Annotated in this window: 17 protein-coding genes and 2 pseudogenes; 7 read left to right on the forward strand and 12 right to left on the reverse strand. The window is 75.1% G+C overall.

Annotated features, from left to right (window positions below; genetic code table 11):
- Positions 1-112: 112 nt before the first annotated feature.
- Together OIE69_RS34180 and OIE69_RS34185 are read left to right on the forward strand one after the other, a co-directional pair.
- Positions 113-670 carry a YbaK/EbsC family protein gene (locus OIE69_RS34180; RefSeq protein WP_326578389.1) on the forward strand — a complete coding sequence of 186 codons (558 nt, stop codon included), beginning with the start codon at positions 113-115 and terminating at the stop codon, positions 668-670.
- A complete protein-coding gene (locus OIE69_RS34185; RefSeq protein ID WP_326578391.1) occupies positions 667-1,491 on the forward strand; it encodes a GNAT family N-acetyltransferase in 825 nt (274 codons plus the stop codon). Before OIE69_RS34180 ends, OIE69_RS34185 begins: the two co-directional genes overlap by 4 nt.
- Here OIE69_RS34185 and OIE69_RS34190 read toward each other — a convergent pair.
- Both OIE69_RS34190 and OIE69_RS34195 read right to left on the reverse strand, forming a co-directional pair.
- Complete coding sequence (locus OIE69_RS34190; protein ID WP_326578393.1) at positions 1,466-1,996, reverse strand: GNAT family N-acetyltransferase; 531 nt, start codon at positions 1,994-1,996, stop codon at positions 1,466-1,468. The genes OIE69_RS34185 and OIE69_RS34190 overlap by 26 nt on opposite strands.
- A 147-nt stretch (positions 1,997-2,143) precedes the next feature.
- Positions 2,144-2,566: a CoA-binding protein gene (locus OIE69_RS34195; RefSeq protein WP_392567601.1), complete on the reverse strand. Its 423-nt coding sequence runs from the start codon at positions 2,564-2,566 to the stop codon at positions 2,144-2,146.
- A 57-nt stretch (positions 2,567-2,623) separates the two neighbouring features.
- On the opposite strand from OIE69_RS34195, the gene OIE69_RS34200 reads away from it, so the two are divergent.
- Positions 2,624-3,253, forward strand: coding sequence for a YigZ family protein (locus OIE69_RS34200; protein WP_326578397.1), 630 nt, complete (start codon positions 2,624-2,626; stop codon positions 3,251-3,253).
- A gap of 62 nt (positions 3,254-3,315) precedes the next feature.
- Here OIE69_RS34200 and OIE69_RS34205 read toward each other — a convergent pair whose 3' ends face one another.
- Positions 3,316-4,968, reverse strand: a complete 1,653-nt coding sequence (locus OIE69_RS34205) for a serine/threonine-protein kinase (protein ID WP_326578399.1) — start codon at positions 4,966-4,968, stop codon at positions 3,316-3,318.
- Between the two features lie 192 nt (positions 4,969-5,160).
- Here OIE69_RS34205 and OIE69_RS34210 point away from each other — a divergent pair, with 192 nt between their 5' ends.
- On the forward strand, positions 5,161-6,321 hold the full coding sequence (locus OIE69_RS34210; RefSeq protein ID WP_326578400.1) for an exonuclease SbcCD subunit D: 1,161 nt from the start codon (positions 5,161-5,163) through the stop codon (positions 6,319-6,321).
- Positions 6,321-9,323, forward strand: a complete 3,003-nt coding sequence (locus tag OIE69_RS34215; protein WP_326578401.1) for an SMC family ATPase — start codon at positions 6,321-6,323, stop codon at positions 9,321-9,323. The genes OIE69_RS34210 and OIE69_RS34215 overlap by 1 nt, the downstream gene beginning before the upstream one ends.
- On the opposite strand, the gene OIE69_RS34220 is transcribed toward OIE69_RS34215, so the two are convergent.
- Positions 9,288-9,737 carry an Lrp/AsnC family transcriptional regulator gene (locus tag OIE69_RS34220; RefSeq protein WP_326578403.1) on the reverse strand — a complete coding sequence of 150 codons (450 nt, stop codon included), beginning with the start codon at positions 9,735-9,737 and terminating at the stop codon, positions 9,288-9,290. The two genes, OIE69_RS34215 and OIE69_RS34220, sit on opposite strands and share 36 nt — an antisense overlap.
- Before the next feature lie 94 nt (positions 9,738-9,831).
- Here OIE69_RS34220 and OIE69_RS34225 point away from each other — a divergent pair, with 94 nt between their 5' ends.
- Positions 9,832-10,344 (forward strand): rhodanese-like domain-containing protein, encoded by a 513-nt coding sequence (locus tag OIE69_RS34225; protein WP_326578405.1) that lies wholly within the window; start codon positions 9,832-9,834, stop codon positions 10,342-10,344.
- A gap of 165 nt (positions 10,345-10,509) precedes the next feature.
- On the opposite strand, the pseudogene OIE69_RS34230 reads toward OIE69_RS34225, so the two are convergent.
- The 5 genes and pseudogenes from OIE69_RS34230 to OIE69_RS34250 all read right to left on the reverse strand — a co-directional run.
- A pseudogene (locus OIE69_RS34230) lies at positions 10,510-10,647 on the reverse strand (ATP-grasp domain-containing protein); the annotation flags it as partial.
- 83 nt (positions 10,648-10,730) lie between these two features.
- Positions 10,731-10,880, reverse strand: a pseudogene (locus tag OIE69_RS34235) (ATP-grasp domain-containing protein); the annotation flags it as partial.
- A gap of 207 nt (positions 10,881-11,087) precedes the next feature.
- The gene (locus tag OIE69_RS34240; RefSeq protein ID WP_326578407.1) at positions 11,088-11,630 is read right to left on the reverse strand and encodes a GNAT family N-acetyltransferase; all 543 of its coding nucleotides are present in this window, start codon (positions 11,628-11,630) and stop codon (positions 11,088-11,090) included.
- Positions 11,631-12,196: 566 nt separating this feature from the next.
- Positions 12,197-13,873 (reverse strand): DUF885 domain-containing protein, encoded by a 1,677-nt coding sequence (locus OIE69_RS34245; protein ID WP_326578409.1) that lies wholly within the window; start codon positions 13,871-13,873, stop codon positions 12,197-12,199.
- 48 nt (positions 13,874-13,921) lie between these two features.
- Positions 13,922-14,404, reverse strand: coding sequence for an Lrp/AsnC family transcriptional regulator (locus tag OIE69_RS34250; RefSeq protein WP_326578411.1), 483 nt, complete (start codon positions 14,402-14,404; stop codon positions 13,922-13,924).
- Between the two features lie 59 nt (positions 14,405-14,463).
- On the opposite strand from OIE69_RS34250, the gene OIE69_RS34255 reads away from it, so the two are divergent.
- Positions 14,464-15,639 (forward strand): trans-sulfuration enzyme family protein, encoded by a 1,176-nt coding sequence (locus OIE69_RS34255; protein WP_326578413.1) that lies wholly within the window; start codon positions 14,464-14,466, stop codon positions 15,637-15,639.
- On the opposite strand, the gene OIE69_RS34260 is transcribed toward OIE69_RS34255, so the two are convergent.
- The 3 genes from OIE69_RS34260 to OIE69_RS34270 all read right to left on the reverse strand — a co-directional run bounded on the left by OIE69_RS34260 (position 15,593) and on the right by OIE69_RS34270 (position 18,050).
- Entirely contained in the window at positions 15,593-16,963 is a 1,371-nt protein-coding gene (locus tag OIE69_RS34260) for a GNAT family N-acetyltransferase (protein ID WP_326578415.1), read from the reverse strand. The genes OIE69_RS34255 and OIE69_RS34260 overlap by 47 nt on opposite strands.
- A 76-nt stretch (positions 16,964-17,039) precedes the next feature.
- Positions 17,040-17,561, reverse strand: coding sequence for a DUF1990 family protein (locus OIE69_RS34265; protein WP_326578417.1), 522 nt, complete (start codon positions 17,559-17,561; stop codon positions 17,040-17,042).
- A 99-nt stretch (positions 17,562-17,660) separates the two neighbouring features.
- On the reverse strand, positions 17,661-18,050 hold the full coding sequence (locus OIE69_RS34270; protein WP_326578419.1) for a hypothetical protein: 390 nt from the start codon (positions 18,048-18,050) through the stop codon (positions 17,661-17,663).
- Between the last annotated feature and the right edge of the window lie 18 nt (positions 18,051-18,068).

The raw sequence follows: 18,068 nt of genomic DNA on the forward strand, positions 1-18,068 counted from the left end.
GCCGCGGCAGCGCAGCGTCGCCGCGAGGGGACGACGCCGACCACCTCCGCCCCCGCACTCGCCGTGCGAGACGACGCGCCGCGGGCTCCCGGGATTTGTTAGCGTGCCGGTCATGCGCGCACCCATCGGCACCTTCACCGACGTCCACCCCGCCGTGGAACGGCTCGACCTGCTGCCGGCCCCCGTCGCCGCCGCACTGACGGCGTGGAGCGGGCAGCTGCCGGTCGAGGAACTGCTGCTGGTCGACACCGACCCCGAGAAGGCCGACACCGCGGTCTTCACCGAGACGTACGGGGTCGCCCTGGAGCAGTCCGCGAACTGCGTGGTCGTCGCGGGCAAGCGCGGCGGGGAGGTGACGCTCGCCGCCTGCGTCGTCCTCGCCACCACGCGGGCCGACGTGAACGGCCTCGTGCGGCGTCATCTCGGCGTCCGCAAGGCCTCGTTCGCGCCGATGGACACCGCCGTGGGCGAGAGCGGCATGGAGTACGGCGGCATCACCCCGATCGGGCTGCCCGCCGCCTGGCCGCTGCTGGTGGACGCGTCGGTCGCGGACACCCCTTACGTGATCATCGGCAGCGGCCGGCGGCGCGGCAAGCTGCTCGTGCCCGGCAAGGCGCTGGCGTCGCTGCCCGGTGTGGAACTGCTGGAAGGGCTGGGACTCCCCGCGTGACGGAACTGCTGGACCGCCTGGAGCGCTACTACGACGCCGTGCCCCGGGCGGGCGCGCGCGCCGAGGAGCACGGCCCGCTCACCCTCTTCGTGCGCGAGGGCGTCGGCTGGCCCTTCTACGCCCGCCCGGCGCTGGACGGCGACGGCGGCCCCGTCGGCCGGGCCGACGTGGACCGGGTCCGGGCCCGCCAGCGGGAGCTGGGCGTGCCCGAGTGCTTCGAGTGGATCGCGGAGACCAGCCCCGGGCTCCGGGATGCGGCGCAGGCGTCCGGCCTCGCCGTGCACGAGCACCCCCTGATGGTCCTCGATCCGCTCGCCCCGCTGCCTCTGCCGCCGGAACTCCCCGCGGACGTCGGCGTACGGCTGCTCGGGCCCGGCGACCCGGCGCTGCCCACCGCGCTCACCGTGCCGCACCTGGCCTTCGCGCAGCCCGGCACCGCCATCGGCACCGCCGGCCGGGCGGAACTCGCCGCCGCGCTCCCGCTGCACGCCGCCCCTGGTCTCGTCGCGACGGCGGAGGCACGCGTGCGGGCCGGGCTCACCGTCCACGCCGCCGCCGTCGAGGGCGGCACCGCGCTGTGCGCGGGCCAGTACAACCCCGTGGGCGAGGTCTGCGAGATCGTCGGCGTCGGCACCCTGCCCGTCGCCCGCCGGCGCGGTCTGGCCCTCGCGGTCACCGGCGTGCTCGTCGCCGACGCCCGCGAACGCGGGCTGACCACGGTGTTCCTCTCGGCCGGCGACGAGGACGTCGCCCGGATCTACGCCCGGCTCGGCTTCCACCGGGTCGGCACGGCCCTCATCGCGGAGCCGCCCGCCCACTGACGGGGCCGCCGCCCGGCCGCCGCGACAGGTCCAGCGACAGCGGGATCGAGTGCTCGACGAAGCCCAGGCTGCGGTACAGCGGCTCGGCCTCCGGGGTCGCGTGCAGATCGACGCGGGTCACGCCCTGCTCCGCGAACCACGCGAGCAGGGCCTTCGTCGTCGCCCGGGCGTACCCCAGGCCGCGGTAGCGGGTGTCGGTGCAGACGTTGAAGACGAAGCCGAACCGGCCCGCCGGGTGCCCCGGAGCGGGCAGCCGCTCCTCGATCCGGCCCACCGCGCACGCCGCCAGGTGCGGGCCGTCCGCGACCGCCGGATCGCCGTCCACCACGAACGCCCCCAGCCACCGCGCACCGCCCCCGGCGAGCTGCTCGCGCGCCCGCTCCCGGGCCGCCGCCTCCCAGGGGCCCGGCTCGTCCCGTCCGCTCATGGCCAGGAACATCAGCCGCCGCAGCCGCACCAACTCGGCGGCGTCATCGGGTCGGGCAGGGCGTACGGGACCGGGCATGCGCGCACGCTACAACAGGGGATCGGGCCGTTCGCAGCGGATTTCCGGCGCGTTCGCGTACTGACGCGACGAGCCCGCGAGCCACTCCGGCCCGGAGTTCCTCCCCGGCGACGGGAGCACGGCACCGCCGTCCGACCCGGCGGGGGTCTACCCGAGCCGGGGGATCTCGATCGCGGGGCAGCGGTCCATGACCATGAGCAGCCCCGCGTCCCGGGTGCGCTGGTACGCGTGCTCGTCGATCACGCCGAGCTGGTACCAGACCGCCTTCGCGCCGATCGCGACGGCCTCGTCCGCGACGGGGCCGGCCAGGTCGGAGTTGACGAAGACGTCCACCACGTCGACCGGGAACGGGATGTCGGCGAGCGAGGCGTAGCCCTGCTCGCCGTGCACGGTCTCGGCCTTGGGGTGCACCGGCACCACGCGCTTGCCGTGGCGCTGCAGCACCGCGGCGACGCCGTACGCCGCCCGTGAGGCGTTGTTGGACAGCCCCACCACGGCCCAGGTGTCCCCGAGGCCGGTCAGGATCTCCCGAACCGCCGTGTCGTCTGCGTGCACGTCGTCCTCCCTCATTCCGATCCGCAGCAGTCAACCAGAGGACGCACCTGACTGTTCCCGTAAGGTGGCGGGGTGGTGGAGCGGTATCTGACGATCGGGCGTGAGCACGTCCACGAGAGCGAGATCAAGCGCTCGCGGTTCCTGTGCGCGCTGGCGCCGGTGTCCGGCGAGGAGGCGGCGCAGGAGTTCCTCGCCCGCGTCCGCAAGGAGCACGCCGGGGCGACGCACAACTGCTACGCGTACGTGCTCGGCGCCGAGGGCCGGATCCACAGGGCGAGCGACGACGGGGAACCGGGCGGCACCGCGGGCACCCCCATGCTGCAGGTGCTGCTGCGCCGCGAGGTCCGGGACGTCATCGCCGTCGTCACCCGCTACTACGGCGGCGTCCAGCTCGGCGCGGGGGGCCTGGTCCGCGCCTACGGGGGCGCCGTCTCGGCGGCCCTCGACGAGGTCGGCACGGTGCAGCGGCAGAAGCTCGCGCTGGTCACCGTCGTCGCGGACCACCAGCGGGCCGGGCGCATCGAGAACGACCTGCGCGCCGCCGGCCGCGCCGTGCGCGGCGTCGCCTACGGCGCTGCGGAGGTACGCATCGAACTGGGCGTGCCGCAGGAGGAACTGGCCGCCTTCCGGGCCTGGCTCGCCGACGCGTCCGCGGGTACCGCGGGTGTGGAGGTGTCGGGCAGCGCCTTCGTGGACGTCTGACCGGGGCCGGGGCCCGACGGCGGCAGGTCGACCGTACACGCCGCGGTTCGCCGTCCGGGAGGTCAGTCCCCGGCCATGACGTCGGTGATCTTGCCCTTGACGGTGGCCTCGATGAAGCAGGTGCGGTACTCGTCGGTCCGGTAGTAGTACATGGACGGCTTCTTGCTGATGATGTCGGGCTTCACGATCGCGTACGCGGCCTGCGGATGCTTGACCTTGCACTCCTTGTCGGCACGGCTCATCAGGGCCGGCAGCGCGTCCCAGTCGACGGTCGTGAGGTCGACGACCGTGTCGTCGGCGTCGATGGTGCCCTTGATGATCCCTTCCTCGGGCTTGCCGCCGTCGCGGTACGCGTAGCTGTCGAAGACGGTCTTGTTCGTCTTCTTGGGCGCCCTGAAGCTCGCGTAGTCCTCGTAGAGGGTCAGCTCGACCACCTTGGTGCCGCCCGAGACCGACTTGACGACGTCCGCCATCGAGCGGCCCCCGGCCACCGAGAGCAGGTTCTTCGGCGCCGCCGTGCTCGGGGCACCGGAGGATCGCGTGCCCTTCGGTGTGCCCGTGTCGCCCTTCCCCGCGGCGCCGGCGTCCCCGTCGCCGTGGAGCCGCGGGAGAAGGGTCCACAGCAGGACGCCCGCGACACCCACCGCCGCGACCGCCGTGGCGGCGGCCAGGACCCGGCCGGCCCGCCCCGCTCGGGGGGTCGCGGGGAGCGGGGCCGACCGGGTCGCGGACTGCGGCGGGTGGTACGGGTGGGGCGCCATGGGCCGGTACGACGCCGGGGCGGGCCCGAATCCGGCGGGCGCCGCGTCGACGGGCCCGGGCGCGGGGAGCGCAGGCGCGGCCGGCACAGGTGGGGGGAGCACAGTCGCGGGCTCCGCGCGCTCCACGTCGGCGAGCATCCGGTCGAGCTCTTCGGCGCCGGGCCGCGCGGCGGCGTCCCGCACGAGCAGGGCGGTGAGCACCGGGGCCAGCGGCCCCGACCGCACCGGGGGCGGCAGGGGCTCGTCGAGGACGGCGACGAGCGTGGCGATGCCGGTCTCGCGGCGCAGCGGGTGGACGCCCTCCACCGCGACGTACAGCAGCATGCCGAGCGACCACAGGTCGGAGGCGGGGTTGCCCTCCTCGCCGCGGATGCGCTCGGGGGCGATGTACTCGGGCGAGCCGATCAGGCCGCCGGTGGTCGTCAGCCGCGTCGAGTCGCGGAGCGTGGCGATGCCGAAGTCGGTGAGCACCGGAGTCATGTCGGGCCGCAGCAGCACGTTCGCGGGCTTCACGTCGCGGTGGTGGACGCCGACCGCGTGCGCGGCGCGCAGCCCCGCCAGGACGCCGCGGCCGACCGCGGCCGCCTCCGGCGGGGTCAGCGGCCCGCGGGCCAGCCGGTCCTGGAGGGAGCCGCCGGTCACCAGCTCCATCACGAGCCAGGGGTGCGGGAGGTCCGTTCTGTCCACGATGTGGTGGATCATCGCGACGTTGGGGTGGTGCGCCCGGGCCAGCGCGCGGGCCTCGCGCAGCACGCGCTCGCGCAGTTTGGCCGCCACCTCGGGGTCGGAATCGGCCAAGTCCGGGTCGGGCGGGCGTACTTCCTTCAGGGCGACCTCGCGGTGCAGAGCGGTGTCCCGGGCCCGCCACACCAGGCCCATGCCGCCGCCGCCCAGCCGTTCCAGCAGCTCGAAGCGGCCGTCGATCAGTCGTCTGCCGGAGTCGCTCGCCGTCATGGCGGTCATCGTACGGGTGGGCGGGGACACGGCTTGACCGACCTTGCCCGAGTTCGGACTCCCGCGACGCGCTGACAGTGGTGGCCGATAGCCTGCTCTCGGAGCGCACGGGACCGGTGGGGACACCGGGGCCCGCGCGGGGCATGCGGAACGTGAGGCGGAGGAAGAGAACATGCGGGCGGGAGAGCCGCGGTGAGGTTGCTGCACACCTCCGACTGGCATCTGGGGCGGTCCTTCCACCGGGTCGGACTCCTCGACGCCCAGGCGGCGTTCATCGACCACCTGGTGGCGACGGCAGGGGCGGAGCGCGTCGACGCCGTCCTCGTCGCCGGTGACGTCTACGACCGCGCGCTGCCCTCGCTGCCCGCCGTCGAGCTCTTCGACGACGCGCTGCACCGGCTCGCCGCCCTCGGCGTGCCCACGGTGATGATCTCCGGCAACCACGACTCCGCCCGCCGGCTGGGGGTGGCCTCCGGCCTCATCGACCGCGCCGGGATCCACCTGCGGACCGACCCGGCCGGCTGCGCGGCGCCGGTCGTCCTCGCCGACGAGCACGGGCCGGTCGCCCTCTACGGGCTGCCCTACCTCGAACCGACCCTGGTGCGTGAGGAGTTCACCCTCGACCGGGCCGGGCACACCGAGGTGCTGAGCGCCGCCATGACGCGGGTCCGCGCCGACCTGGCCGCCCGCCCCGCGGGCACCCGCTCGGTCGTGCTGGCGCACGCGTTCGTCGCGGGCGGCGCGCCCAGCGACAGCGAGCGGGACATCACGGTCGGCGGCGTGGCGGCCGTGCCAGCGGACGTCTTCGACGGCGTCGACTACGTGGCCCTCGGCCACCTCCACGGCTGCCAGACGATCTCCGACCGCGTGCGCTACTCCGGCTCCCCTCTCGCGTACTCCTTCTCCGAGGCCGACCACCGCAAGAGCATGTGGCTGGTCGACCTCGGCGCCGACGGCTCCGTGGCCGCCGAGCGGGTCGACTGCCCCGTGCCCCGGCCGCTCGCCCGGATCCGCGGCCGCCTCGAGGAACTGCTGGAGGACCCGGCGCACGCACGGCACGAGGGTTCCTGGGTCGAGGCCACCCTCACCGACCCGCACCGCCCGCACGAGCCCATGGCCCGCCTGCGCAAGCGGTTCCCGCACGCGCTCGCGCTGGCCTTCGAGCCGGAGCGGACCGACGCCGGCCCCCACGCCTCGTACGCACAGCGCCTGCGCGGCCGCTCCGACCGGCAGATCGCCGAGGACTTCGTGACCCACGTGCGCGGCACGGGCCCCGACACCGCGGAGCGGGGCGTCCTGCGCGACGCGTTCGACGCGGTCCGCAGTGATGCCGCACGGGCGGAGACCGACTGATGCGCCTGCACCGCCTGACCCTGACCGCCTTCGGGCCGTTCGCCGGCAGCCACACCGTGGACTTCGACGAGCTGTCCGCGGCCGGGCTGTTCCTGCTGCACGGCGCGACCGGCGCCGGCAAGACCTCCGTCCTCGACGGGGTGTGCTTCGCCCTGTACGGCGGCGTCCCCGGCAGCCGGCAGGGCAACCGGCTGCGCAGCGACCACGCCGGGGAGGACACGCTCACCGAGGTCGTGCTCGACCTGACCGTGGGCGGCCGGCGGCTGGAGATCACCCGCCGGCCCGAGCAGCCGCGCCCCAAGAAGCGCGGCAGCGGCTGGACGATGGAGAAGGCCGTCACCCTGCTGCGCGAGCACACCGCGGGGCAGTGGCGGGCGCTCAGCAAGTCCCACCAGGAGGCGGGCGAGGAGCTCAGGCAGCTCATCGGCATGAGCCGGGAGCAGTTCTGCCAGGTCGTGCTGCTGCCGCAGGGCGAGTTCGCGACGTTCCTGCGGGCCACCGCCACCGAGCGGGCCGCCCTGCTCGGCAAGCTCTTCGACACCCGCCGCTTCAAGGCCGTCGAGGAGTGGCTGCGGGCCGAGCGGCGGGCCGCCGAGCAGCGGGTCGCCGCCGGGGACGGCGAACTGCTGCGGCTCGCCGAGCGCATGGGCCAGGCCGCCGGAGACGACCCCGAGGCCCTCGCCGGGCCGTTGCCCGAGGGCGCCGCCGCCGGCGACCCGGAACTGGCCGCGCACATCCTGCGCTGGGCGGCCGTCCTGGCCACCACCGCCCGCGAACGCGCCGACATCGCCGACCTGGCGGTCGCCGCCGCGGAGGGCGCGCACGAGCGGGCCCAGCGCGAGGCCGAGGCGGTACGCGAACTCGCCGTACGGCAGCGCCGCCACGCCGCGGCCGAACGCCGAGCCCACGACATGGCGGGCGAGCGCGAAGCCCGCGCCCGCGAACAGGAGCTGCTGGGGACGGCGGAGCGGGGCGCCACCGTGGCGCCCGCCCTGGAGCTGCGCGAGCGCGCCGCCGGCCGGCAGGCACGCGCGGCCGCCGAGGAGCGCGCCGCCCGCGCGGGCCTGCCCGCCGAGCAGTACGAGGCAGGCGCCGAACAGCTCGCCGAGTACGAGAACCGGCTCCGCGAGGAGCTGGGCGGCCTCGCCGACGCCGACCGGGAAGAGCAGCGTGCCGCGGAACTGGCCCACGACCGCGGGCGCGTGGAGCGCGAGGCCGCCGAGGACGAACGGCTGACCGCAGACACCGCCGCCTGGCTCGACGGCTGGGAGACCGAACGCCTCGGCCGTGAACGCGCCGTGGACGCCGCCCAGTCAGCCGCCACCCGCGCCGCCGAGCTCTCCGGCGCCCTCGACCGGGCCCGCCGCCGCCTCGACGCCGCCCGTGAACGCGACACCCACGCCACCGCGCTGCTCGCCGCGCAGGACCGGCTGCGCGCGGCACGCGACGCGGCCGCCGACGCCCGCGACCACTGGCAGGACGTGCGCGAGGCCCGCATAAGCGGCATGGCCGCCGAACTGGCCGCACAGCTCAGCCCCGGCGAGGGCTGCCTGGTCTGCGGTGCCACCGAGCACCCCCACCCGGCCCGCCCCGCCGCCCGCCAGGTGGGCCGCGCCGACGAGGAGGCCGCGCAGGAGGCCCAGCAGCGGGCCGCCGGCGCACGGGACGCCGCGCAGGAGCAGGTCGCACATCTTGCCGCCGCCCGCGACGCGGCCCTCGCCGCCGCGGGACCGGCGCCGGCGGCCGAACTCGTCGCCGCGCACGCCGCGCTGGAGGAGGAGTACCAGGCCGCCGTGCGCAGCGCCGCGGGAGCGCCCGAGGCGCGCCAGGCGCTCGACCGGGCCCTCGCGGAGCACGCCCGGCGCACCGCCGACCGCAGCGAGGCCGAGAGCCGGCTCGCCTCCCTCACCACCCGCCGGGAACTCCTCGACCGGGAGGCCGCCGAACTCACCGCCCGGCTGGCCCGCGCCCGCGGCGCCCACGCCACCGTCGCCGAGCGCCGCGCCCGGCTCACGGCGGACGCCAGGCTCGCGGCGGCCGCGGCAGGGGCGGCCCGCGCGGCCCAGGAGTCCGCCCGCGCGCTGAAGGAGGCGGACTCCGACCTGGCCGACGCCGCCTACAAGGCCGGCTTCCCCACGCCCGAGGCGGCGGCCGACGCCGTACTGCCCGAGACGGAACTGCGGCGGCTGCGGCAGCGCGCGGAGGAGTGGCGCCGCGAGGAGGCCGCGGTCACCGCCGAACTCACCGCCCTGGAACTGGCCGAGGCCGCCGCGCTGCCTCCGGCCGACCCCGACGCGGCCCGCCGGGCCGTCGAGACCGCGACCGTGCGGCTGCGCGGGGTCACCGCCCGGCAGTCCGCCGCGCACACCGCCCGCGAGGCCCTCGACCGGCTGCGGGCGGAGGCACTGCGCGGCACCAGGGCGCTCGCCCCGGCCCGTGAGGAGTACGCGCGGCTGCGGCGGCTCGCCGACCTCGCGACCGGCGCCGGGGAGAACACGCTGCGCATGGAGCTGGAGACCTATGTGCTCGCCGCCCGGCTGGAACAGGTCGCGGCCGCGGCCAGCGTCCGGCTGCACCGCATGTCCTCCGGGCGCTACACCCTCGTCCACACCGACGCCCGCGCCTCACGCAACGTCAAGTCGGGCCTGGGACTGATGGTCGTGGACTCCTGGACGGGCACCGAGCGCGACACCGCCACGCTCTCCGGCGGCGAGACCTTCTTCGCCTCCCTGGCCCTCGCCCTCGGTCTCGCCGACGTCGTCACGGACGAGGCGGGCGGCGCCCGCCTCGACACGCTCTTCGTCGACGAGGGCTTCGGCAGCCTCGACGAGCAGACCCTCGACGAGGTGCTGGACGTCCTCGACGGGCTGCGCGAACGCGACCGCGCCGTCGGCATCGTCAGCCACGTCGCCGAGCTCCGGCAGCGCGTCCCCGCCCAGTTGCAGGTCGTCAAGGGGCAGCGCGGGTCAGCCCTCCGCCACCGCACGGCGGGGGAGCGGTGAGGAGTAGACGACGCTCGTCGTCACCGAACCCAGGCCCGAGACGCGTCCGGTGATCTCCTCCAGGTGGCGCATCGAACGGGCGGTGACCTTCAGCACGAAGCAGTCGTCGCCCGTCACATGGTGGGCCTCCAGGATCTCCGGGGTCGACTCCAGCAGATCGTGGAACGGCTTGTAGTTGCCGTGCGGGTAGCGCAGCCGGACGAACGCCAGGATCGGGCGGCCGGTCCGCTCCAGGTCCACCACGGCCGTGTACGCCGTGATCACCCCCGCCTCCTCCAGCCGCCGGACCCGCTCGGTCACGGCGCTCGGGGACATCGACACGGCACGCGCCAGCTCGGCGTAGCTGGCCCGGCCGTCGCGCTGCAGGGCGTCCAGGATGCGCCAGTCGGTGGCGTCGAGGGATTCCACGGTCATGCCCCCTGGCTACCAGGGATTTCCCCGGCCGGGCAAGGCGGACGCCGGGGAACGGCCCTTCAGACGGACGGCCGGCGCTCATAGATTTGCCGCCATGACGACACAGACCGCCACCACCACCTCCGCCCCGGTCGACAACCCCGTGCTGCGTGTGCCGCCCGCCGCGCCGGCCGACGCCGCCGCGTACTTCGCCGCGAGCCTCGCCTTCCACGCCGATGTGTCCGATGTCGCGGCCGCCCTCGCCGCGGCGGCGGAGACCGGCGCCGGGCCCGGCTTCGCCCTCGTCGACTCCCGCTCCACCCAGGCCTGGGAGCAGGGCCACGTCCCCGGCGCCGTCCACCTGCCCACCGCGGACGTCCCGCGGCTCGCCGCGGCCCTCCTCGACCGCGGCGTGCCCGTCGTCGTGTACTGCTGGGGCCCCGGCTGCAACGGCGCGACCCGTGCCGCACACGCCCTGGCGAGCGCCGGCTACCAGGTCAAGGAGATGCTCGGCGGCATGGAGTACTGGATCCGCGAGGGCTTCGCCCACGAGACGGCCGACGGCACCGAGCGGCGCCCCGCCGACCCGCTGACCGCGCCCGTGGACGCGCACGACTGCGGCTGCTGAGGCCGCCGCGCCGCGGCCTCGGCGGACGACGGAGACGGCCGGCGGCGGGAACCGGAGATCCCGCGGCCCGAATCCGTCGAGCGGCGCCGCCGCCCGCAGGACGACGTCCGGCGCGGCTTCGGCGTCGCAGGCGTAATCGCCGCTCGCCCAGGCCGCGTTGGCCTCGACCACCGCCCAGCCGTCCCCGGTCCGGCCGACGTCGACCACGATCGCGCCGGGCAGCCCCGGCACTCCGGGCGCGAAGAGCCGTCCGGCGAAGTCCCGTACCTCGGCCGCCGGCGGGTCACCGCCGAGCGGCGCCACGTCCAGGCCGCCGCCGGTCGCGCAGCGGATGCCGTCACCACCTCGCCGTCCAGCAGGAACAGCCGGTACTCGACGGCGAACGCCACGATGTCGCCGATCAGCACGGGAGCGTCGTCGTCCACCGCGTCCGGGTCGGGCAGGCCGCTGCCGTCGGGGTACACCCCGGCCGGGAGGCTCTTGTCGTTCGGCGGCTTCACGAAGGCGGGCCGGCGCAGCGCGCGGGCCTCCGCCATGGCCGTGAACCGGACGTCCCGCCCGACGAGTTCGAACGGCAGCCGGGCAGCCGGGCAGCCGGTCCTCGTCGGCCGCCAGCAGCCCCGGGCCCCGGCCGGCGCGTGGCCGGTGGTGGTGACGCGGGGTGCGAGGAAGAGGGCCCAAGACGGGGGCACGGTGTTCACTGCCCCGATGGTGGCGGAACCGGCGGGTGCCGCGACAGCGAATTACACCGTCACACCCCGGCCGACCGGCCCCAACTCGTACGCCCACTGGGCGTCCCGGTCCGCGATGCGCCCGAAGCCGGCCCGCTCCAGCACCCGTTGCGAGGCGCGGTTGCCGGGGTCGGTGGTCGCCAGCACCGTGCGCACCTCGGCGCGGCTCAGTGCCCACCGTGACAGCACCAGCACCGCGTCCGTCGCCCAGCCCACGCCGCGCGCGGACTCCGACAGGTCGTAGCCGATCTCCACCTGGCCGTCGACGGCGGAGGGCGGCCCGTGGAAGCCGATACCGCCGAGCGCGAGGCCGTCGTCCGACCGCTGGATCACGAACAGCCCCCATCCCGGGGCGTACACCCCGGCGGCCGCCGCGATCGTCATCATCCCGGCCGCGATGATCGTGCCCTCGCCCGGCCCGCCGTCGACCCACGCCAGCCCGGCCTGCTTGCCGTCGGCCAGCTGCGCCGCCTCCTCCGGGAGTTGCTCCCGCAGAGTCAGCCGGCCGTGCGCCAGCACGAGCCGTCCGTCTTCCCGTGAAGCGTTCGGGATCATCCGTGCAACACCCCCATGCACCTCACCCTATCCACCCCGCCCGGGCCGCCCCCGCGGGTCCCCGCCGCCGGGACGTGCGCAGCCGGTGCCCTGTGTTCCGTGAGGTGAGGCACGAGAGATTCCCCTTCCCTTCTGTCGGCGTCTTCAGAGAGCTGGAGTACGGGACGCCGGATGCCCCTTCCTCCGGGACGCCGTGCGCGCCCATGAGGCTTCGCACGGACGCGAGCCGGTCCGCCACCTCCGCAGCGGCGTGGCCGTTCTCATGACGCGCACGGCCACACCCGACGCGCTCGGCCCTCAGGGAGCCGTGATCGGCGGGTTGCACCTGCTCACCGACGGGCGGTGGACATGGTTCTCCGACCTCGCCCACCACGTGGAGCTCGCTTTTCCTCGCGCGTGCAGGGCGACGACTGGACCGTTCCGGACGTCGGTGGCGATCGCCTGGAAGCCATGGCGGCGGCATTGCCGGGCGCCGTGCCGGAACAGCTCCTGCAGGAGGCCGGAGGCGGCGCGCACGGCGTCCTCCAGCGGGCCCCGGGCGGGGCCCGCGGGAGGACGGGTGACCGCTAGAGCTTCGAGAGCTCGTCGACGAGGTCGTCCAGGCCCAGAGAGCCCTGCGACAGCGCGGCCATGTGCCAGGCCTTCGGGTCGAAGGAGTCGCCGTGCGCCTTGCGGGCGGCCTCGCGCCCGGCGAGCCAGGCGCGCTCGCCCAGCTTGTAGCCGATGGCCTGGCCCGGCATGCCGAGGTAGCGGATGATCTCGCTGTCGAGCATGGCGTCGCTGAGGCCGTTGAAGCGCCCGAAGAACTCGCGTCCCAGCTCCGGCGTCCAGGTCTCGCCCGGGCGGTACGGGCTGTCCTGCGGGATCTCCAGCTCCAGGTGCATGCCGATGTCCAGGATGACGCGGGTGGCCCGCAGCATCTGCGCGTTGAGGTAGCCGAGCCGGCGGCCCGCGTCCGTCAGGAAGCCGAGCTCGTCCATGAGGCGCTCGGCGTACAGGGCCCAGCCCTCCGCGTTGGCGCTGACCTGGCCGAGCGTGGCCTGGTAGCGGCTGAGCCGGTCCGCGACGTACGCCCACTGCGCGAGCTGCAGGTGGTGGCCGGGGACGCCCTCGTGGTACCAGGTGCTGACCAGGTCCCAGACGGGGAACCGCTCACGGCCCAGGGTGGGCAGCCAGGTGCGGCCCGGGCGGGAGAAGTCCAGCGAGGGCGAGGTGTAGTACGGCGCGGCGGCGCTGCCGGGCGGGGCGATGCGGGACTCGACGCGCTTGACGGGCTCGGCCAGGTCGAAGTGGGTGCCGTCGAGTGCCGCCATGGCCTCGTCCATCACCCCCTGGAGCCACTCGCGGACCGCGTCGACGCCCTCGATGGCCTCGCCGGCCTCGTCCAGGTGCGCCAGGGCCTCCATCGGGGTGGCTCCGGGCAGCACCTTCTCCGCCTCGACGCGCATCTCGGCCTCGATGCGCCGGAACTCCTCCCAGCCCCACGCGTACGCCTCGTCCAGGTCGAGGTCGGAGCCCGTCCAGTAGCGGGCCCAGCGGGCGTACCGCTCGCGGCCGACGGCGTCGGACGTGCCCTCGACGGCCGGGGCGTAGGTGTCGCGCAGCCAGTCCCGCAGGCCCGCGACGGCCGCGGTGGCCTCGGCGGCGCCGCCGTCGAGCTCGGACCGCAGGGCCTCGGGACCCTCCTTCACGAACTGCGCGAACCAGCTCGCGTCCGCGCCCTCGCCCAGCCACTCGCCGAGCTGTTCGACGACCGTGGCGACCTGGCGCGGCCCGGCCGGCAGCTTGCGGGCGACACCCTCCTCCAGCGAGGCCCGGTAGCCCGCCAGGGCCTGCGGGACCGCGCGCAGCCGGGCGGCGACGGCGGCCCAGTCCTCGTCGGTCCCGGTCGGCATCAGCATGAACACACCGCGCACCGAGTGGACGGGGGAGTGCAGGTTGCTCACGGCCCGCAGACCCTCACCGGCCTCGTGCACGGCCAGCTCGGCGGTGAGCCGCTCGCGCAGCAGGCGCGCGCAGCGGCGCTCGTCGTCGTCCGGCACCTCGGCCGCGTCGATGTCGGCCAGGGTGCGGCGGGCGAGCTCGGCCTGGGCCTCCAGGCCGGCGGGGCTGAAGTCGGGGAGCCGGTCCTGGCCGGTCCGCACCCCCAGGTAGGTGGCGGTGATGGGATCGAGTTCGGTGACCGCGTCGACGTACGCGTCGGCGATCCGGCGGGGCAGCGCGCTGCCGGTGGTGTCGGGCATGGTCACATCCTGGTACGGAGCGGCCCGCTCCGTCATCACCATTGACGATCATATTGCTGACGTGGGCGGGAGCAGCGGGCCGCAGTCCCAGTGCTGGAAGATCAACCGGGTCTCCACGCGGGCGACTTCGGGCTGGGAGGTGAACTCGTCGACGACCAGCCGCTGGAGGTCGCCGGTGCTCGCGACGGCCACGTGGACGAGATAGTCGTCGGGCCCGGTGAGGTGGAACAGCGCCCGCGACTCCGGCAGCGCCCGCACCCGTTCCACGAAGGGGCCGATCAGCTCGCGGCGGTGCGGCCGCACCTGCACCGCCAGCAGTGCCTCCAGCGGCCGCCCGAGCCGGGCCGGGTCGACCCGCAGCTCGTGGCCGAGGATCACCCCCGTGCGGCGCAGCCGGCCGACCCGGTCCAGGCAGGTGGACGGGGCCACGCCGACTGCCGCGGCGAGGTCCTTGTAGGTCGTCCGTGCGTCGTTCTGCAGGAGACGCAGAATCTCGAGGTCGACCGGATCCAGAAGCACAGAATCGGACATCGGCCGAAGTTAACACGGGCTTCTCCCACTACGGACCGGTAGCTGTTCAGCATCGGGCCATGGACACGACAGCATCGGCGCCCACCCGCGCCCTCGCCACCGAGGCCGTGCACGCCGGCCGCGAAGACCTCGCGGACCTCGGCCTGCACGCCGTTCCCCTGGACCTGTCCACCACCTACCCCTCACGGGACAGCCGCGCCGAGGCCGCCCGCCTGGACGACTTCGCCGTGACGGGCGCCGCGCTGACCGGCCCGCCGGTCTACTCCCGGCTGGACAACCCCACCGTCGCCCGCTTCGAGACCGCGCTGGCCCGGCTGGAGGGCGCCGAGTCCGCGGTGGCCTTCGCCAGCGGCATGGCCGCCCTCACCGCCACCCTGCTGGCCCGCGCCTCCATGGGGCTGCGCCACGTGGTGGCCGTCCGCCCGCTGTACGGCTGCAGCGACCACCTCCTGACCGGTGGCCTGATCGGCACCGAGGTGACCTGGACCGACCCGGCCGGAATCGCGGACGCCATCCGCCCCGACACCGGCCTGGTGATCGTGGAGACCCCCGCCAACCCGACGCTGGCCGAGGTCGACCTGCGGGCCGTCGCGCACTCCTGCGGCGAGGTGCCGCTGGTCGTCGACAACACCTTCGCCACGCCCGTCCTGCAGCGCCCCCTGGAGAGCGGCGCCCGAATCGTGCTGCACAGCGCCACCAAGTACCTGGGCGGCCACGGCGACGTCCTCGGCGGAGTCATCGCCTGCGACGAGGAGTTCGCCCGAGTGCTGCGCAAGGTGCGCTTCGCCACCGGCGGGGTGCTGCACCCGCTGGCGGGCTACCTGCTGCTGCGCGGGCTGTCCACGCTGCCGGTCCGGGTGACGTCCGCCTCGGCGACGGCGGCGGCGCTGGCCGAGCGGCTGTCCGCCGACCCGCGGGTGGCGAAGGTGCACTACCCGCGGATCGGCGGCGCCATGGTCGCGTTCGAGGTCCAGGGCGATCCGCACGAGGTGATCGCCGGGGTCCGGCTGATCACCCCGGCGGTCAGCCTCGGGAGCGTCGACACCCTCATCCAGCACCCGGCCTCGATCAGCCACCGCATCGTCGACGAGGGCGACCGCCACAACTCGGGCGTCAGCGACCGGCTGCTGCGGCTGTCGGTCGGACTCGAGGACGTCGAGGACCTGTGGGAGGACCTGGACATCGCGCTCAGCGCAGCCGAGCGCTCGCGTCGGCCGGTGACAGCGTCGCGGTGATGACCAGCGTGCCGTCCTCGACCTGGTAGTCCAGCGGCAGACCCAGGCGGCGCATCGTCGCCACCATCGCGGTGTTGGTCGCCCGGGTCACCGCGTACACGCTCTCGCACCCGGCGTCGACGGCCTGGGCGGCCAGACGGCGCAGCAGCTCCAGGCCGATGCCGCGGTGCTGCCAGGCGTCCTCGACCAGCAGGGCGACCTCGGTCTCGTCGCCGTCCCACAGCAGGTGGCCGAGGGCGACGAGCCGGCCGGAGACCGTCTGCACGGCGAGCGTCCGGCCGAAGCGGGGGCTGAGCAGATGGGTCAGATAGCGGTCCACGTCCGCGACGGGGCCGTGGTAACGGCGGGTCAGGGTCGCTTTGGAGCAGCGGTCGTGGAGTTCACGGGCGGCCTCGAGGTCCTCGGGGCCCGCCCGGCGGACGGTGATCTCGTTGCCCTCGGGCAGGGTGAGGACGGCCCGGCCGTCCGGGACCCTGGCGCCCAGCTGTGCGTCGAGCTCGACGAGCGCGCGGGCCCGGGCGAACTCGGTCGGGGTGAACGGGAGACAGGCGCGTTCCACGGTGATGGTGCCTCCGGCCGGATCGCGCAGCCGCATGATCGTGTCCTCCAGGGAGTCCTCGGCCGGATCGGGGCCGGCCGTGCCGGGCGGAGTGGACCTTATCGTGCAACGTCCGAACAACTGCCGTAAGGCCAGAGGCAGTTCGGCTGCGTCCATGGCGGTGCGGGTGGCGAGGCCGAGCATCCGGGTCGGGGTGTCGACGAGATCGTGGGCGTCGGCCCGCTCGATCCAGGTGTCCCGGCCGCCCCCGTCGGCCACGGTCCGCGTCAGGTCGCCCGGCGCGAGTGCGGCCGGGGCGCGGACCAGGAACTCGTCCACGGTGCCCTCGGTCAGCGGGTGCGTCTGGAGGGTGAGGATGTCCACGCCCCGTCCGGCCAGCGCCGCGCAGAGTGCGGCGAGGCTGCCCGGAGTGTCGTGCACGGTGGTGCGCACCCGCCACAACGCGGTCCCGGCGTCGGGTCCGTGGGCGGCGGAGCCTTCCCCCGGCTCCGCCGCACGGTTCCCCTCGTGGCCCCCGGGGGGAGGGGGCGCATGACCGAGATGGCGTGCCCGCCATGTGCGGAAGCCGGCGGTCGCGGCGAGCGCGGCGGCCGACAGGCACAGCAGGGCGGGGAGGCCGGGGGTGTGCCCGACGCGGTCGGCGACGAGGTCGGCGGAGGCGACGGCCACCAGGAGCGCGGCGAGTTCGACGACGTCGCGGCGCCGGTGGAACCGCCGCCGCGCGGTGGCGGCGGAGGCGGTCGTGGCGGAAGTCAGTTCTCGCATGCGAACACCATGCCGAACGGGTGTTGCGTGATCACGAACGCGTTGTGACCGACGGGTAAAGCGTGTTCCATGTCGCTTAACTCCCCCTTTCAACAATTCCATCCTGCGACAACCGGCGCAGGCACCGGCCGTAGCGGCGCGCGATGCCACGCTGAGTGACGCGTCCCAGGGGGCCCAGTAGACCCACGTACCACGCCCCCGGTCCACTGAAGGCCGTGACATCAAGCCACACGGACCCGTCCGGCGCGAGGCTCACCACGAACGCCTCCTCCCCGCGCTCCGGGTGACCGGGGAGGGTCCCGTACGCGAACCCCACGCGATCCGGTCCGTGTTCCGCCCACACCACCTCGCAGGGCGCGCGCAGCGGGCCGATCCGCAGGGGCACCCGCACCCCCGGCGCCGCGTCCGGGGTGCCGGCCGGCACCCGCAGTCCGGCCGCCCGGTGCATCCGCCACCCCGTCAACGCCCGCCCGGCCGCGGCCAGCACCTCGGGACCCTCGCCGATCCGGATCCGCTCGTGCAGGTGGTGGAACCCCGGCGGGGTGGGCCCGCCGGTCCGGGTCACCCCGACCGGCTCGTAGCTGAAACCACCCGTCACGGCGCCGTCCTCCCAGTCCGTCGGGACGCCGCGGGGCACCCGCCCCGGCCGCCCCACGAGGTCTCGAAATCGCCGTATTGCCCGGTCGATTTGCACATGCTAAGCCCTCCGGGACCGCCCGTCGGTGCCGGAGTGCGCCCTCGCCTCCGCGCCGCGTACGCCCGCATCGTCCGGGCCCGGTGCGACGCCACATGCCACTCCGTGCGGCGTCAGGGCGAGCACCCCGGCACCGCGCGCCGGGGTTTCCGGTGTGATGCTCAAGGGGCTGGGGCCGAACGTGTCGGCGATCTCGGGTGCCATGTCGAAGGCGGCCGAACTCCACTCCCGCTCGTCCTCCTCACTCTCCTCGGCCGCGTCCCACTCCGGCGACAGCCCCAGCTCCACTCGGCGGGCCCGCTCGTAGGGCAGGGGCTCCCCGAGGGTCAGCAGTTCGTCCTCGCCGGCGCCCTTCTCGCAGTAGCGCCGCACGACATCGCCACCCTCGGCCACCAGCCATGCCGATCCGTC

Source organism: Actinacidiphila glaucinigra (genome assembly GCF_035918135.1).
GTDB lineage: Bacteria > Actinomycetota > Actinomycetes > Streptomycetales > Streptomycetaceae > Actinacidiphila > Actinacidiphila glaucinigra.

Coding starts and splice junctions, on each gene's coding strand:
- OIE69_RS34180 (WP_326578389.1), top strand. CDS start 113: ATGCGCGCACCCATCGGCACCTTCACCGACGTCCACCCCGCCGTGGAA.
- OIE69_RS34190 (WP_326578393.1), bottom strand. CDS start 1,996: ATGCCCGGTCCCGTACGCCCTGCCCGACCCGATGACGCCGCCGAGTTG.
- OIE69_RS34195 (WP_392567601.1), bottom strand. CDS start 2,566: ATGAGGGAGGACGACGTGCACGCAGACGACACGGCGGTTCGGGAGATC.
- OIE69_RS34205 (WP_326578399.1), bottom strand. CDS start 4,968: ATGACGGCGAGCGACTCCGGCAGACGACTGATCGACGGCCGCTTCGAG.
- OIE69_RS34215 (WP_326578401.1), top strand. CDS start 6,321: ATGCGCCTGCACCGCCTGACCCTGACCGCCTTCGGGCCGTTCGCCGGC.
- OIE69_RS34220 (WP_326578403.1), bottom strand. CDS start 9,737: ATGACCGTGGAATCCCTCGACGCCACCGACTGGCGCATCCTGGACGCC.
- OIE69_RS34225 (WP_326578405.1), top strand. CDS start 9,832: ATGACGACACAGACCGCCACCACCACCTCCGCCCCGGTCGACAACCCC.
- OIE69_RS34240 (WP_326578407.1), bottom strand. CDS start 11,630: ATGATCCCGAACGCTTCACGGGAAGACGGACGGCTCGTGCTGGCGCAC.
- OIE69_RS34245 (WP_326578409.1), bottom strand. CDS start 13,873: ATGCCCGACACCACCGGCAGCGCGCTGCCCCGCCGGATCGCCGACGCG.
- OIE69_RS34250 (WP_326578411.1), bottom strand. CDS start 14,404: ATGTCCGATTCTGTGCTTCTGGATCCGGTCGACCTCGAGATTCTGCGT.
- OIE69_RS34255 (WP_326578413.1), top strand. CDS start 14,464: ATGGACACGACAGCATCGGCGCCCACCCGCGCCCTCGCCACCGAGGCC.
- OIE69_RS34260 (WP_326578415.1), bottom strand. CDS start 16,963: ATGCGAGAACTGACTTCCGCCACGACCGCCTCCGCCGCCACCGCGCGG.